Genomic DNA, 15,399 nt, shown 5'->3' on the forward strand with positions numbered 1-15,399 from the left:
TTTTAAGTTGATTAATAATTTGATTGTGATTCCTTTAGTGATTAATGGTAAAGAGTTATCTTTTATTTTAGATTCTGGTGTAACAAGAACTATTCTTTTTAATATTAGTCAAAATGATAGTATTGGTTTAAATGATGTTGAAAAATTTTCGCTTCAAGGTTTAGGAGAAGGCAAGCCAGTTGGTGCTTTGTTATCTAGAAAAAATAATATCAAAATAAAAAATATTGCAAGTAATAATGAAACTATTTATGTTCTTTTAAATGATTATTTTGATTTATCTAGTAAAATGGGTATTACAATTCACGGAATAATTGGATACAATATTTTAAGAAATTTTGTGGTAAAAATAAATTATAAATCTAAAAAAATAGATTTCTATAATCCTAAAAGCTATGCTTATAAAAAATGTAGAAAATGTGAGGTTTTCCCTTTAGAATTTTATCAGAAAAAACCATATATAAATACCAAAGTTCAAATTGACACAATAAGTAATGTTTTAACTGATGTAAAATTATTAATAGATTCTGGAGGAAGTGATGCTATTTGGCTTTTTGAAAATTCTAAAAAAGAAATAAAAACACCAATACGTTTTTTTAATGATATTTTAGGCGAAGGTTTAAGCGGACATATTTATGGAAATAGAAGTAGAATTCCGAAAATTAAATTAGGAGATTTTGAAATTGAAAACCCTACTGTTTCTTTTTTAGATACAATTTCTACAAAAAACGCAAGAAGATTTAAGGAGAGAAATGGTAGTATTGGTGGCGGTATTTTAAAAAGATTTATAGTATGGTTTGATTATCCGAGTAAAAAAATTACGTTTAAAAAAAATGGCTCTTTTACTAAAGGATTTAATTATAATATGACAGGTTTAGATGTAATTTATAATGGAAAACAATTAGTTGAAGAACAAGTTTTGAAGCCATATTCTAATAATAATGAATATAACCTTAATAATTCTATAAATTATATTTCAAGTTTTTCTTATAAGTTTAAATCGTCTTTTAAAATAAAAAGTATTTTAAAAAATTCGCCAGCAGAAAAAGCAGGATTATTAAAAGATGATATTATTTTAAAAATAAATGGAACACCAGCTCATCATTTAAATTTAAATAAAATAATATTTAAATTTCAAGAAAAGGATAATAAGAAAATAAAAATTATTGTTAATAGAAACGGAGAAGAATTAAAATTTGAATTCCGTTTAGAAAAAAAAATATAAACTAGATTTCAGAATTAGAAAGCATACTTTTTTCTTTTTCTAAAGATACGCCATTGCTAATAATTCCTTTTATTCTAAGAACTTTAATTGCTTCTGTAGCGTTAGAGAAAATAGTAATAGATTTAGAAAAACCACCAACTCTTTTTGTATCGTAAGAAACTTTTATTTCGCCTTTTTCTCCAGGCATAATTGGTTTTTCTGGTTTTTTAGGAACCGTGCAACCACAAGAAGATTGTATTCTTTTTATAATTATAGGTTGATCGCCAATATTTGTAAATGTAAAAATCCTTTCACCATCTGCACCTTTATTAATTTTTCCATAATTAATTGTTTCCTTTTCAAATTTAAACTCTTGTGCGTTTATAGAAAACGAAATTAAAAATAAAACTAAAATAGAAGTAAGGCTTTTCATAATTAGAAATTTATAGTGTAAAATTATAACTTATTTTTTGTTTTAAAAAATCAATCAATCTATTTTTTCTACAAAATAGATAATTGTATTTTTGCCAACTATATATCAAAAAGGATACCAAAGTATGACAATTCCATCTAAATACGATGCAAAACAAGTAGAAGATAAATGGTACGATTACTGGATGAAAAATAACTATTTTCATTCAACGCCAGATGAAAGAGAGCCTTACACAATTGTAATTCCGCCGCCAAACGTAACAGGAGTTTTACACATGGGGCACATGTTAAATAATACCATACAAGATGTATTAATAAGACGTGCACGTTTATTAGGTAAAAATGCTTGTTGGGTTCCAGGTACAGACCACGCATCTATTGCTACTGAAGCAAAAGTTGTTGCAAAGTTAAAAGAACAAGGAATTAAAAAAAGCGATTTAACTCGAGAAGAGTTTTTACAACATGCTTTTGATTGGAAAGATGAATACGGAGGAATTATCTTAGAACAATTAAAAAAACTTGGAGCTTCTTGTGATTGGGAAAGAACTGCGTTTACAATGGATCCAGAAATGTCTGAATCTGTAATTAAAGTTTTTGTTGATTTATATAACAAAGGTTTAATTTATAGAGGTTACAGAATGGTAAACTGGGATCCTGAAGCTAAAACGACACTTTCTGATGAAGAAGTAATTCACGAAGAAAGACAAGGAAACTTGTACTATTTAGAATATAAGATTGAAGGTTCTACAGATACTTTAACAATTGCAACAACACGTCCAGAAACTATTTTTGGAGATACTGCAATTTGTATCAACCCAAATGACGAGCGTTTTACACATTTAAAAGGAAAGAAAGCAATTGTGCCGCTTTGTGGAAGAATTATTCCGATTATAGAAGATGAATATGTAGATTTAGAATTTGGTACAGGTTGTTTAAAAGTGACGCCTGCTCACGATGAGAATGATAAGAATTTAGGTGATAAGCATAAATTAGAAGTTATTGATATTTTTAATGATGATGCTTCTTTAAATTCCTTTGGATTACATTATCAAGGAAAAGACAGATTTGTAGTTCGTAAAGAAATTGCTAAAGAATTAGAAGAAAAAGGAATTTTAGTAAAAACTGAAGTTCATACAAATAAAGTTGGTACATCAGAAAGAACAAAAGCCGTTATAGAACCAAGATTGTCTGATCAATGGTTTTTAAAAATGAAAGATTTAGCACAACCTGCAATTGATGCTGTTTTAGGTGAAGATGCTGAAATCAATTTATATCCAAAGAAATTCGAAAACACATACCGCCATTGGATGGAAAATGTGCGTGATTGGAACATTTCTCGTCAACTTTGGTGGGGACAACAAATTCCTGCATTTTTCTACGGAGATGGAAAAGAGGATTTTGTAGTTGCAGAAAATATTGATGATGCTTTAGTTTTAGCTAAAGAAAAAACAGGAAAATCAAATTTACAAACATCAGATTTAAAACAAGATGAAGACGCACTAGATACTTGGTTTTCTTCTTGGTTGTGGCCAATGTCTGTTTTCGACGGAATTAGAAATCCAGAGAACGAAGAAATTAAATATTATTATCCAACAAACGATTTAGTTACAGGACCAGATATTTTATTTTTCTGGGTTGCAAGAATGATTGTTGCAGGTTATGAATATAAAGACGAGAAACCTTTCCAGAATGTGTATTTAACAGGTTTGGTTAGAGATAAGCAAAGACGTAAAATGTCTAAATCTTTAGGAAACTCGCCAGATGCATTAAAATTAATTGACGATTATGGAGCAGACGGAGTAAGAGTAGGACTTTTATTAAGTTCTGCCGCAGGTAACGATTTAATGTTTGATGAAGATTTATGTCAGCAAGGAAAAGGATTTGCAAATAAAATTTGGAATGCTTTCCGTTTGATAAAAGGTTGGGAAGTTGATGCAAGCTTACCACAACCAGAAACGGCTAAAATTGGATTGACTTGGTATGAAGCTAAGTTTCAAAAAACATTGGCAGAAATTGAAGATCATTTTTCTAAATATCGTTTATCAGACGCTTTAATGGCAATTTACAAATTAATTAATGACGATTTTTCTTCATGGTTATTAGAAATTGTAAAGCCTGCATATCAACAACCAATTGATAAAAAGACTTTTGATGCGATTATTGAAGTTTTAGAAAATAACTTAAAGGTTTTACACCCTTTTATGCCTTTCTTAACGGAAGAAATTTGGCAATATATTGCAGATAGAACTACAGAAGAAGCTTTAGTTATTGCAAAATATCCAGAAATTAAAGAATTCGATACTCAGATTATTGCTGATTTTGAATTCGCTACAGATATAGTTTCAGGTATTAGAACCATCAGAAAAGATAAAAATATTTCTTTTAAAGACGCTGTAGAATTATTTGTTGTTGATGCAGAAAAAAGTTCTAAAGAATTTGATGCTGTTATTCAAAAATTAACAAATACAGAAGCTATAAATTATGTTTCAGAAAAAGTAGAAGGAGCATCATTTAGAGTAAAATCTAATGAGTATTTTATTCCTATTTCTATAGAAAATATTGATGTTGAAGCAGAAATTAAAAAATTAGAAACAGAGTTAAAAAGAGCAGAAGGTTTCTTATTCGGAATAAATAAAAAGCTTTCTAACGAGCGTTTTGTATCTAATGCACCAGAAAAAGTATTGGCTTTAGAACGTAAAAAAGAGGCAGATACTATTGCAAAAATTGAAACTATAAAAAGTAGTTTATCTTCGTTGCAGTAAGATTTATTTTAGATATTTTATAATTAAAAAAACCATAATAGACTTTCTATTATGGTTTTTTAGTTAAAACTTAAAAAATGTTAAGATTTATCTAAATGTATAATGTATTTACTTCTTTCAAGTTTTATATAATAACAAACAAAACTGAAAATAATGAAAAAAACAATCATCCCCATTTTAGCTCTAATTTTAGTAGCAGCATCGTGTGTTTCCAAAAAAAAGTATGTTGCTTTAGAGAGTCAGTAAACAAATGTTAAAGTAAATCTTCAAAAAACAACGATAGAAATAGAAGAACTAAAATTATAATTTTACCAAATTTAGACAAATTCTTTGCTTTAATTTCTGATGAAAAAATAAAGAGCTAATTATAACTTTTTTTAATATAAAAAATCCTTCAAAGTTTAAAACTTGAAGGATTTTTTTTTGATTATTTTATTGTAAATTATTTAAAAAATTCTTTCGATTTTTCCCAATAAATATCCATTTCTACTAAAGACATTTCAGATAGTTCTTTGCCTTCTTTTTTAGCTTCTTGTTCTAAATATTGAAAACGATTTATAAATTTCTTATTCGTTTTTTCTAAAGCATTTTCTGGATTTACGCCAATAAAACGAGCGTAATTAATCATAGAAAATAAAACATCACCAAATTCTTTTTCGGTATTTTCTTTATTGCCTGCTTTTACTTCTTCGTTTAATTCTGTAAGTTCTTCTTGTACTTTTGCCCAAACTTGTTCGGGTTTTTCCCAATCGAAACCAACACCTTTTACTTTTTCTTGAATTCTACTAGCTTTTACAACCGCTGGCAAACTTTTAGGAACACCTTCTAAAACAGATTTCTTTCCTTCTTTTAGTTTTAGTTGTTCCCAATTTCGTTTTACATCTTCTTCATTTTTAACAACAACATCGCCATAAATATGAGGGTGTCTATGAATTAATTTATCAGAAATAGCGTTTGCAACATCAGCAATATCAAAAGCTTTTTTCTCGCTTCCAATTTTTGAGTAAAAAACAATGTGCAACAAAACATCACCTAATTCTTTTTTTATTTCTTGTAAATCGTTATCAAGAATAGCATCAGCTAATTCGTACGTTTCTTCAATTGTTAAATGACGTAAACTTTCTAAGGTTTGTTTTTTATCCCACGGACACTTCTCACGAAGATCATCCATAATATCTAACAAACGATTAAAAGCTGCTAATTGTTCTTTTCTTGAATTCATTTTTTTTCTTAGAGTTTCAAAGTTTCAAAGCCTTAGAGTATTAAGAATTCAGTATATTTATTTACAGCTGTTTTGGTGCTGTAAACTGATACTAATTATTGCTATTGAATACTCTCAACTATATAATTTACTCTTTCTCTGTATCTTCTACAGTCGTTGTTTCTTCGGTTTTAGAAAAATCCATTCCAGAAACTACTAATAAATTATACCACTGAATTACTTTTTTAATGTTAGAAGCATACACTCTCTCCTCATCATAATTTGGTAAAATTTCAGCAAAAAAAGCAGCTAATTTTTTACCACTTTCCTTGTGAGAAATTGCTTCTTTTCCTTCTGTTTTTTCAAACATTGATTGAAAAATAGTTAATAAAGGCACATCTTCTTCATACGTGTAAATTGCAATATTTTCTAACAAACTAACATTTTGTGTAGAGTTAATTGCTAAACGTTTTTTGTCTGTTAAAGATTCTACAATTATTGCATTTTTAGATTGCGAAACTACTTGGTATAAACCTGGTTTACCGTTAACAGAAATGATTTTATTAAATTCCATATTTTATATATTGTTTGTCTCTTCGATAATTATCGAGAGTTTTTTTTAATTGAAAATTGTTGTTTTTTTAAGTATATTTATTACTATAAATCATTTTTTTTTGATTTATAGTAAAATTTAAAAGACGTTAGTTTTATTTACCTTTTTTTAAATTAGGAAACCTCATTCTGTAATCTGCATTAACTTTTCCTTTAGAAATATTTTCTAATCTCTTTTTTAATAACCTTTTTCTAAGTGTAGAAAGTTTATCAGTAAATAAAATACCTTCAATATGATCGTATTCATGTTGAAAAACTCTAGCAGCTAGTCCTTCTAAAACTTCTGTGTGTGTGTTAAAATCTTCATCTTGATATTCAATCGTTATTTTTGGTTGACGAGATACATCTTCGCGAACATCAGGAATACTTAAACAGCCTTCATTAAAAGACCATTCTTCACCTTCTTCTTTAACGATTTGTGCATTTATAAAAACTCTGTTAAATGTTTTTAAAGTTGCTCTATCTTCATCACTTAAATCTTCATCTTCAGCAAAAGGAGAAGCATCAATAATAAATAAACGAATTGCAAGTCCAATTTGAGGGGCCGCCAAACCAACACCAGAAGCATTGTACATGGTTTCTTTCATGTTGGCAATTAATGTTTCTAATTTTGGATAATCTTTGTCAATTTCTGTTCCTACTTTTCTAAGAACAGGATCTCCATAAGCTATAATTGGTAATATCATTTTTAATTTTTTATTGATTGCAAAAGTACAATTTAGAATTACGAATTACCAATTTTTGAATTATGAATTTTAATAATCAATAATTTTAACAAGTTATGCACTTACTATGGTTTTAAGAAACTAAAGGTATTTAAAAGGATAGATTTTTTTTTAAAATAAAAACGCTGTTGTAAAGCAAATTTGTATTTAAGAATACTACATTTTAAACATGCAATTTAACAGTTACATAGTAAAGATATCAATTTTTATTATATAAGTAAGATTGTAAAATAATTGTGGCACTAATTTCGTCTACTAATGCTTTATTTTTACGCTGATTTTTCTTTAAACCTCCATCAATCATGGTTTGAAAAGCCATTTTAGAAGTAAAACGTTCATCGACCCTTTTTACTTTAATTTGTGGTATTTCTTTGGATAATTTTTCTAGAAACGGCAGTATCAAAGCTTCACTTTCACTATCCGTATTATTCATCTGTTTTGGCTTTCCAACGATAAAAAGCTCTACCTTTTCTTTAGAAATGTATTCTTTTAAAAACGCGAAAATTTCATCCGTATTAACAGTTGTTAAACCAGAAGCAATAATTTGCAATTCGTCTGTAACTGCAATTCCTGTTCTTTTTTTTCCAAAATCAATCGCTAAAATTCTTCCCAATTTGTATACTTTTTTTGCAAAAATAAAGTTTATAGTTTTAATAAGATAAATTAATGAGAATATTATCAATAAGTTAGATAGAAAACGCTTTTGTATTTTAAACAAAGGAGGAATATCTGTTTAAAAAATGTATCTTCGCTATTAGTTTTTGTAGATAAATTTATATTTGCAAAAATGAATTTATTAAGATGGAAAAAATTAGAAAAATTATAGAATCAGCTTGGGAAAATCGTGAGTTATTAAAAGAACAAAACACGATTGATACCATTAGAAAAGTAATTGATTTATTAGATAAAGGAGAATTAAGAGTTGCACAACCAATTGAAGGTGGATGGCAAGTAAATGAATGGGTTAAAAAAGCAGTTGTGTTGTATTTTCCTATTCAAAAAATGGAAACTTTAGAAGCTGGTATTTTTGAATATCACGATAAAATGCCTTTAAAAACAGATTATGCTGCACAAGGAGTTCGTGTAGTTCCTGGTGCATCTGCTCGTAAAGGATCTTATCTTTCTCCAGGTACTATTTTAATGCCAAGTTATGTAAATATTGGTGCTTATGTAGATGAAGGAACCATGGTTGATACTTGGGCTACAGTTGGTTCTTGTGCGCAAATTGGTAAAAATGTACATTTATCTGGTGGAGTAGGAATTGGTGGTGTTTTAGAACCATTACAAGCTGCGCCTGTAATTATAGAAGATGGTGCTTTTATTGGCTCTAGATGTATTGTTGTAGAAGGTGTAAGAGTAGAAAAAGAAGCTGTTTTAGGAGCAAATGTTGTGTTAACAATGAGTACTAAAATTATTGATGTAACTGGCGATACTCCTATAGAAATGAAAGGAGTTGTACCTGCAAGATCGGTAGTAATTCCAGGAAGTTATACCAAGAAATTTGCAGCAGGAGAATACAATGTGCCTTGTGCTTTAATTATTGGGAAAAGAAAAGAAAGTACCAACAAAAAAACTTCTTTAAACGACGCATTACGTGAGTATGACGTTGCAGTTTAAGATTTAAAAAAACTATGACAAAGATTACTGCAATTATACCTACTTTAAATGAAGAAATTCATATAGAAGAAGCTATTAAATCTGTAAGTTTTGCTGATGAAATTATCATTATAGATTCTTTTAGTACAGATAATACAGTAACTTTATCAGAAAAATACAATGTAAAAATCATCAAGCGAAAGTTTGATGATTTTTCTTCTCAAAAAAACTTTGCAATAGAACAAGCAAAACATCCTTGGATTTATATTTTAGATGCAGATGAAAGAGTTACTTTAGCTGTTGAAAAAGAAATTTTAGAAGCTGTTAAAAATCCAAATGAATGTGTGGGTTTTTATGTTAGAAGAACTTTTTATTTTTGTGATAAACGAGTTGATTATAGTGGTTTTCAGAGAGATAAAGTAATTCGGTTATTTTTAAAAGATCATTGTAGATATAGTGGGCATGTTCATGAAAAAATTACTACAACAGGAAAATTAGGTTTTTTTAAAAATAAAATAGATCATTTCTCTTATAGAAATTATGATCATTATATTTCTAAAATGAATCATTATGCAGCAATTAGAGCAAAAGAATTACATAAAAGAGGAGATAAAGTAAATATTTATCATGTTATGATTAAACCTTCTGCACGTTTTTTTATTCATTATTTTATACGTCTTGGTTTTTTAGATGGTTTTGCAGGTTTTTTAGTAGCTAAAACTCAAGCTTATGGAGTTTTAACAAGATATATTAAATTGTGGCTGTTAAATAGAAAAATAAACTAAATGCAGAATAATGAAAACTTGGTAGTTGATGCAGTTATTGCTTGGGTAGATGGAAATGACCCTAAGCATCGACAAAAAATGGAAAACTATATTGAAAATAAGAGTTCAATAAATAGTAAGGCTGTTAGAATGCGTTTTGATCAAGTTAATGAAATAGAATATTCTGTAAAATCGATTTTAAAATATGCCAAATTTGTAAGAAATATTTATATTGTTACAGATAACCAAACTCCAGATTTTTTAAAGGATAAAGAGAAGGCGCAAAAAGAATATCCAACCGTTTTTGTTGTAGATCATAAAACTATTTTTGAAGGTTTTTATCACTATTTACCTACTTTTAATTGTTTTCCTATAGAATCTTTATTATATAAAATTCCTAATCTTTCTGAACATTTTTTGTACTTAAACGATGATTTCTTTTTACTAAGGGAAGCCAAAGTTTCTGATTTTTTTATTGATGGAAAACCTATTATTAGAGGGTTTTGGACTAATTTTTATGAAAACATTTGGTATAAAAAACTTCAAAAACAGCTTTACAAATTTTTAGGAAAAGAAAGTAAAGAAAATATTTGGGGTTTTAAAAAAGGACAGCAGAATATTGCTAAAATTTTAGGTTTTAAAAAATATGTTCGTTTAGATCATACAATAGCACCGTTAAGGGTTTCTACGTATGATAATTATTATAAAAAATATCCAGAGATCTTAGAACTAAATGTAAAACATCGTTTTAGGCATCCAGAACAATATACCAATCAATCTTTGGCAAATCATTTAGAAATTCAAAACAATACTTATGTTTTAAAAAATGATTTTCAATTAGTTTATTTTCAGAATTATAAAAAACCTTTTTGGTGGATTAAAAGTAAATTAAAACGAGCTAATAAAGATCAAGATAAACTATTTCTTTGTATGCAAAGTTTAGATCAATGTCCTGATGATAAGCTGAAATATATCAAAAATTGGCTTCAAAATAAATATGATTAATTTACCTTAAAAACACTTTTATTTAAATTAATAACTATTTTATATTAACAACAGGTTTAGTAACTTTTTTATTATTAAAATATAAATATTTTGTGGTGTGATAATAAGCTGATAAAAGGCTATCCATTTTTGTAGTAATAGCTGGTTTTTCTAGTTTAATATCTTTAATTTTATTTACATCTAAACTAAATAAACTTGCTTTTTTTGATATGTTAGTTTTTTCGTAGTAATAACCATCTTTTATTAGACCAACAGCTTTTTCTCCTTTACTTTGTATGTATACAAATGCTGCAGTGTTTACAGTTGTACTATCTAATAAATCTCTTCCTAAAGTATAATTGGTATAATCTACTTTTGCTAAACTTGTTGCTGTAGGAAAAATATCTATTAATTTTGCGTACTTATCTACAACTTGAGGTTTTATATATTTTGGAGCATTAATAAAAAACGGAACATGATGTACTTGTATTCCTAAATCGTCTTCATTATTGTCTAAGAAATTTAGCTTTTTCATACCTCCTCTATGATCGCCAAAAAACACAAAAATAGTATTATCATAATAACCAGCTTCTTTGGCTCTTTCTAAAAAACGAGCAACATTAAAATCTAAATAACGCATTGCATTTAATTGGTCTAAAGATCTAAAACCACCTTTTAAAACTGTTTCTTCAGTAATTTCACTTTCTAAAATAGGTGTATAACTTTCTTTTTTATCTGGCACAGTAAAAGGCATGTGATTTGTTGCAGTTTGAATGTACGCAACAAATGGTTTTCCTTTTTTATGTAATTGTTTTAATTTTTTATCAGACTCTTTAAATAAATCATAATCATCAATTCCCCAAACATCAGCTCGGTTTTCTTCTTCAAAACCACCTTCTTCATAGATTATTAAGTCTTTTATGTTCGATTGAAAAACGCCTCTAATATTAGCCCAATTGGCAGAACCGCCAATAAAATATAGTTTTTCATAATCTTTATATTGATCAAAAATAATGCGTTGGTCTATAATCATTGGGTTTCTAGAAGCCGTTTTTACGTCTTCAATATCTGGTAAGCCGGTTATACTTGCAAAAACGCTACCTGCAGTTCCTGGTTTATGAACATAAAATTTAGAAAAACTTAAACTCTTTTTGATTATTGAATCTATTTTTGGTGAACTATTTAAAGGATTTCCATAGTTACTTAAAGTTGCAGTTCCGGTAGACTCTAACATTACATAAACAACATTTGGTTTTTCTTTATAATGGTCTTTAAAAGTTACTTTTTTTGCAAAATTAATAGTGTCTTTTGGTAAGTTTAAATGTTTTGCAATTACTGGGTAGTAAGTTTTAAATTTCTCAATATCTACACCTTCACTTCTAAATTTAAAGCTATCAAAAAAATATAAAACGGGGTTTAAGGCAAACTGATTTACTGTGTTTTTTTTAGAGAAAAAAGCTTCACTCCATCTTAAAGGATAATGATTTACACTATTGTAAATACCAAAAGATAATAATAAAAAAGTTACAATAAAATGTATCGTTTTTATTTTTTTAGTGTTTTTTATAGTTATTTTAATGAATGAATTATAAAGAAAACCCGCAAATTTATAGATGATAAAACCTAAAATAAGCAATGCAAAAAGACCTTTGTAAACCGGGTAGCTTTCTGCCAATACTTGACTAGAAATTTTTAAATTCCCTAAAAATCGCAGTGAAGAAGCATCTAAACGAATTCCTAAATATTCATAATAACCTAAATCAAATATATAAAAGAGCGTTAAAATTAAGTAGGATAATATTAAATAAATTGTTGCTATTTTTTTGTAAACTGTCTTTTCAAAAAAACGATAATTAGTAATTAAAACAATAATTGCTAATGGAAAAAAAGTAAGAATAGCTAATTTTAAATCAAAACGTATACCTAAAAATAGTGCTTTTTGTATTTCTGATTTTGTAATATCGTCTAAGTTTACAAAAAAAACATAGAAGATTACTCTAAATAATATATTAAAAACAAATAGGAAAAAAATATTTGTAAAGATGTACTTTATATAATTTGGAATTTTTTTATACATATTCTTTAAATAAAAATGCAAATGTACATTTTTGAATTGTTTTGGTTACATAATTTTAAGCCAAAAACGAGCACAAAAAACAAAATATATAAATCTTGTATTACTTTATTGATAAAGAATTTCTAGTATAATTCTAAAGTTTTATCCAACTTTCGCAAGCGACTTCGTTTTCACTTTCTGTAAACCATGTTTTTGGTGCAATTACAGTTTTATCTTTATTTGTGTTTAACCAAGCTCCCCACCAAGAAAAACTACTGTTTGCAGTAATATTGTGTTTGCATAAACTCATTAAATGCATATCTTCATGAGGTATTACTTCGTGATCTATATAAGTTACATTTTCTATTTTAATACTTTGTTTTGCCCAATTTAAATCATCAGAAAAAACATAAAAATGAGTGTTACTATATTTTTTATTTATTAATTTTATAGCTTCAGAATAATAATGCAAACCACAAGTTCCGTGAATGCTATTTGTTTTTCTATCAGAAATAAAATCGCCTCGTCTAACATGTAAAGAACATGAGTTTTCTTTTGATTTTATTTCTTCTGAAAAAGCAACTGTTGAATTTGAATGTTTTTCTTTAATTACAAATTGTTCTAATAAAATTGCTCTTATTTCTTTAAAATATTTTTCTGTTTGAAACCTTCCTTTTACATATTCGTTTTTAGGAATGTTTAAAAAAGTCTCATTAAAAAGTAAACTTTTTTCTTTTAAAAACTTTCTTAAACCTAATTCTGATTGAAAATTAGAAACGTTCGTAGTGGTTTTTAAATCAATTTTAAATTTATTTAATTGATAACCGCCATGTAATTTAAATCTTTTAGATTTAGAAATATCTATTTTTACTTTGTAACCTCTTTGTTCTAAGTTTTTTGCATAAGCATATTGAAACATTTGACCGCCAAGTCCGCCAATAATTTTAACTATAATCATTTAAATTCTATTTAAGAGGTTCAAACAAAAATACAAATGTTATTGCAATTTTCTTTTATCAATTGATGATTAAAAGTAGAGAAAACAATAAATTTGTTTTTTTTCTTAAAATAAGAAAATATAATAGCATAGAATTTTAAAGTTTATAATTATTCTAAATTTAAAGTCCTTTTTTTATATAAAATTAAAGGAATTCAGTCTTAATGATTAATTATTTACGAATTAGCGATTAGTAAAAAATATGAAGTATACAGAAGCAGTTTCATCAGAAATTTTTAGTGTAATATCTAACGCGTCAAAACAATTAGGAATTAAAAGTTATGTAATTGGTGGTTTTGTACGCGATTATTTCTTAAAAAGAGGAACAGCAAAAGATATAGATGTTGTTGCTATTGGAAGCGGAATTAAATTAGCAGAAAAAGTAGCAAAATTATTACCAAATAAACCAAAAGTTCAAGTTTTTAAAACTTACGGTACAGCAATGTTACGTTATAAAGATATAGAAATTGAGTTTGTTGGAGCTAGAAAAGAATCGTATTCTGAAGAAAGTAGAAACCCAGAAGTTTCTGAAGGTACTTTACAAGACGATCAAAATAGAAGAGATTTTACCATAAATGCATTAGCAATCAGTTTAAATGAAGAAAAATTTGGTGAATTATTAGATCCTTTTAACGGAATTGAAGATTTAAAAAATAAGATTATAAAAACGCCTTTAGATCCAGATATTACCTATTCTGATGATCCTTTAAGAATGATGAGAGCTATTCGTTTTGCTACACAATTAAATTTTAAAATTGAACAAGATTCACTTTTATCCATAAGCAAAAATGCTAATCGACTTAAGATTATAACAAGAGAAAGAATTGTTGATGAATTAAATAAAATAATATCATCAGCAAAACCATCTATAGGTTTTTTACTTTTAGAGAAAACAGGTTTATTGCCTCAAATATTGCCAGAATTAGTTGCCTTAAAAGGAGTAGAAGAGGTTGAAGGTCAAAAACATAAGGATAATTTTTATCATACGCTAGAAGTTGTAGATAATATTGCTCAAAATACCAATGATGTTTGGTTGCGTTGGGCTGCTTTATTGCATGATATTGGAAAAGCACCTACAAAAAAGTTTAGTAAAAAAGTGGGTTGGACGTTTCATGCACATGAATTTGTAGGTTCAAAAATGGTTTACAAGTTATTTAAAAAGTTAAAAATGCCCTTGAATAACAAAATGAAATTTGTTCAGAAAATGGTGTTGCTAAGTTCTCGTCCAATAGTTTTAGCAAGTGAAGTTACAGATTCTGCTGTAAGACGTTTGGTTTTTGATGCTGGAGATGATATCAATTCCTTAATGACTTTGTGCGAAGCAGATATTACAACTAAAAATCCGAAGAAATTTAAACGTTATCATCAAAATTTTGAGTTAGTAAGAGCTAAAATAATTGAGGTAGAAGAGAAAGATAAAGTTCGTAATTTTCAACCTCCTGTTACTGGAGAAGAAATTATGAAAGCCTTTAGTTTAAAACCTTGTAGAGAAATTGGTCAAATTAAAGAAGCTATAAAAGAAGCTATTTTAGACGGCAAAATTCCGAATGAACACGAAGCATCTTATCAATTTATGATTGAAAAAGGTTTATCTTTAGGGTTAAAACAATCTTAAATGAATGCAAATTTAGAAACTTGGCATACAGTAATTTTTAATCAAGATAGAACAAAATTATTAGAGATTTTAGCCGATGATGTTGTTTTTCATTCGCCTGTTGTACATACGCCACAAAAAGGAAAACAACTTACATTTATGTATTTATCTGCAGCTTTTGTGGTTTTTTTTAATGATACTTTTAAATATGTTAGAGAGGTTGTAAACGAAACGGAAACGTTGTTAGAGTTTGAAGTTGAGATTGACGGTATTCTCGTAAACGGAATCGATATGATTTCTTGGAATGATGAAGGCAAAATAACCAGTTTTAAAGTAATGCTAAGACCTTTAAAAGCATTAAATTTAATTCATGCCAAAATGGGTGAAATGCTTTTAAAATATCAAAATAAAAAATAATCATCCTTTTTTAACTATTTTTCTAAAATAAAACCTTTTTTTATTGCTAATTTCATAT

The 15,399-nt window shown here is 27.4% G+C and carries 14 protein-coding genes; 7 read left to right on the forward strand and 7 right to left on the reverse strand.

What is annotated here, in order from left to right; genetic code table 11:
• The first annotated feature begins 7 nt into the window (after positions 1-7).
• Positions 8-1,222, forward strand: a complete 1,215-nt coding sequence (locus tag BLT70_RS04875; protein WP_231962822.1) for an aspartyl protease family protein — start codon at positions 8-10, stop codon at positions 1,220-1,222.
• A gap of 1 nt (position 1,223) precedes the next feature.
• Here BLT70_RS04875 and BLT70_RS04880 read toward each other — a convergent pair whose 3' ends face one another.
• A complete protein-coding gene (locus BLT70_RS04880; protein WP_091892214.1) occupies positions 1,224-1,634 on the reverse strand; it encodes a DUF1573 domain-containing protein in 411 nt (136 codons plus the stop codon).
• A 124-nt stretch (positions 1,635-1,758) separates the two neighbouring features.
• Here BLT70_RS04880 and BLT70_RS04885 point away from each other — a divergent pair, with 124 nt between their 5' ends.
• On the forward strand, positions 1,759-4,395 hold the full coding sequence (locus tag BLT70_RS04885; protein WP_091892216.1) for a valine--tRNA ligase: 2,637 nt from the start codon (positions 1,759-1,761) through the stop codon (positions 4,393-4,395).
• Between the two features lie 442 nt (positions 4,396-4,837).
• Here the strand turns inward: BLT70_RS04885 and mazG are convergent, their stop codons facing one another.
• From mazG to ruvX, 4 genes are all read right to left on the reverse strand, one after another.
• Positions 4,838-5,617, reverse strand: a complete 780-nt coding sequence (gene mazG, locus BLT70_RS04890; protein WP_091892218.1) for a nucleoside triphosphate pyrophosphohydrolase — start codon at positions 5,615-5,617, stop codon at positions 4,838-4,840.
• Positions 5,618-5,744: 127 nt separating this feature from the next.
• On the reverse strand, positions 5,745-6,170 hold the full coding sequence (locus BLT70_RS04895) for a DUF5606 domain-containing protein (protein WP_091892220.1): 426 nt from the start codon (positions 6,168-6,170) through the stop codon (positions 5,745-5,747).
• A gap of 133 nt (positions 6,171-6,303) precedes the next feature.
• Positions 6,304-6,894: a peptide deformylase gene (gene def / locus BLT70_RS04900; protein WP_091892222.1), complete on the reverse strand. Its 591-nt coding sequence runs from the start codon at positions 6,892-6,894 to the stop codon at positions 6,304-6,306.
• Positions 6,895-7,132: 238 nt separating this feature from the next.
• Entirely contained in the window at positions 7,133-7,546 is a 414-nt protein-coding gene (gene ruvX, locus BLT70_RS04905) for a Holliday junction resolvase RuvX (protein ID WP_091892224.1), read from the reverse strand.
• Between the two features lie 188 nt (positions 7,547-7,734).
• Here ruvX and BLT70_RS04910 point away from each other — a divergent pair, with 188 nt between their 5' ends.
• Genes BLT70_RS04910 through BLT70_RS04920 form a run of 3 tightly spaced genes read left to right on the forward strand, consistent with a single transcriptional unit; the run spans position 7,735 to position 10,298 of the window.
• A complete protein-coding gene (locus tag BLT70_RS04910) occupies positions 7,735-8,550 on the forward strand; it encodes a 2,3,4,5-tetrahydropyridine-2,6-dicarboxylate N-succinyltransferase (RefSeq protein ID WP_091892225.1) in 816 nt (271 codons plus the stop codon).
• Positions 8,551-8,564: 14 nt separating this feature from the next.
• On the forward strand, positions 8,565-9,314 hold the full coding sequence (locus BLT70_RS04915) for a glycosyltransferase family 2 protein (RefSeq protein ID WP_091892227.1): 750 nt from the start codon (positions 8,565-8,567) through the stop codon (positions 9,312-9,314).
• Positions 9,315-10,298, forward strand: coding sequence for a Stealth CR1 domain-containing protein (locus BLT70_RS04920; RefSeq protein ID WP_091892229.1), 984 nt, complete (start codon positions 9,315-9,317; stop codon positions 10,296-10,298).
• A 34-nt stretch (positions 10,299-10,332) separates the two neighbouring features.
• On the opposite strand, the gene BLT70_RS04925 is transcribed toward BLT70_RS04920, so the two are convergent.
• Both BLT70_RS04925 and BLT70_RS04930 read right to left on the reverse strand, forming a co-directional pair.
• Positions 10,333-12,354: an LTA synthase family protein gene (locus BLT70_RS04925; RefSeq protein WP_091892231.1), complete on the reverse strand. Its 2,022-nt coding sequence runs from the start codon at positions 12,352-12,354 to the stop codon at positions 10,333-10,335.
• A 133-nt stretch (positions 12,355-12,487) separates the two neighbouring features.
• The gene (locus BLT70_RS04930; protein ID WP_091892233.1) at positions 12,488-13,291 is read right to left on the reverse strand and encodes an alpha-1,2-fucosyltransferase; all 804 of its coding nucleotides are present in this window, start codon (positions 13,289-13,291) and stop codon (positions 12,488-12,490) included.
• A gap of 241 nt (positions 13,292-13,532) precedes the next feature.
• On the opposite strand from BLT70_RS04930, the gene BLT70_RS04935 reads away from it, so the two are divergent.
• Together BLT70_RS04935 and BLT70_RS04940 are read left to right on the forward strand one after the other, a co-directional pair.
• Positions 13,533-14,945 carry a CCA tRNA nucleotidyltransferase gene (locus BLT70_RS04935; protein WP_091892235.1) on the forward strand — a complete coding sequence of 471 codons (1,413 nt, stop codon included), beginning with the start codon at positions 13,533-13,535 and terminating at the stop codon, positions 14,943-14,945.
• A complete protein-coding gene (locus BLT70_RS04940) occupies positions 14,946-15,341 on the forward strand; it encodes a nuclear transport factor 2 family protein (protein ID WP_091892237.1) in 396 nt (131 codons plus the stop codon). It begins immediately after the preceding gene.
• The last annotated feature ends 58 nt before the right edge of the window (positions 15,342-15,399 follow it).

The sequence above is a fragment of the Polaribacter sp. KT25b genome, assembly GCF_900105145.1.
Lineage (GTDB): Bacteria > Bacteroidota > Bacteroidia > Flavobacteriales > Flavobacteriaceae > Polaribacter.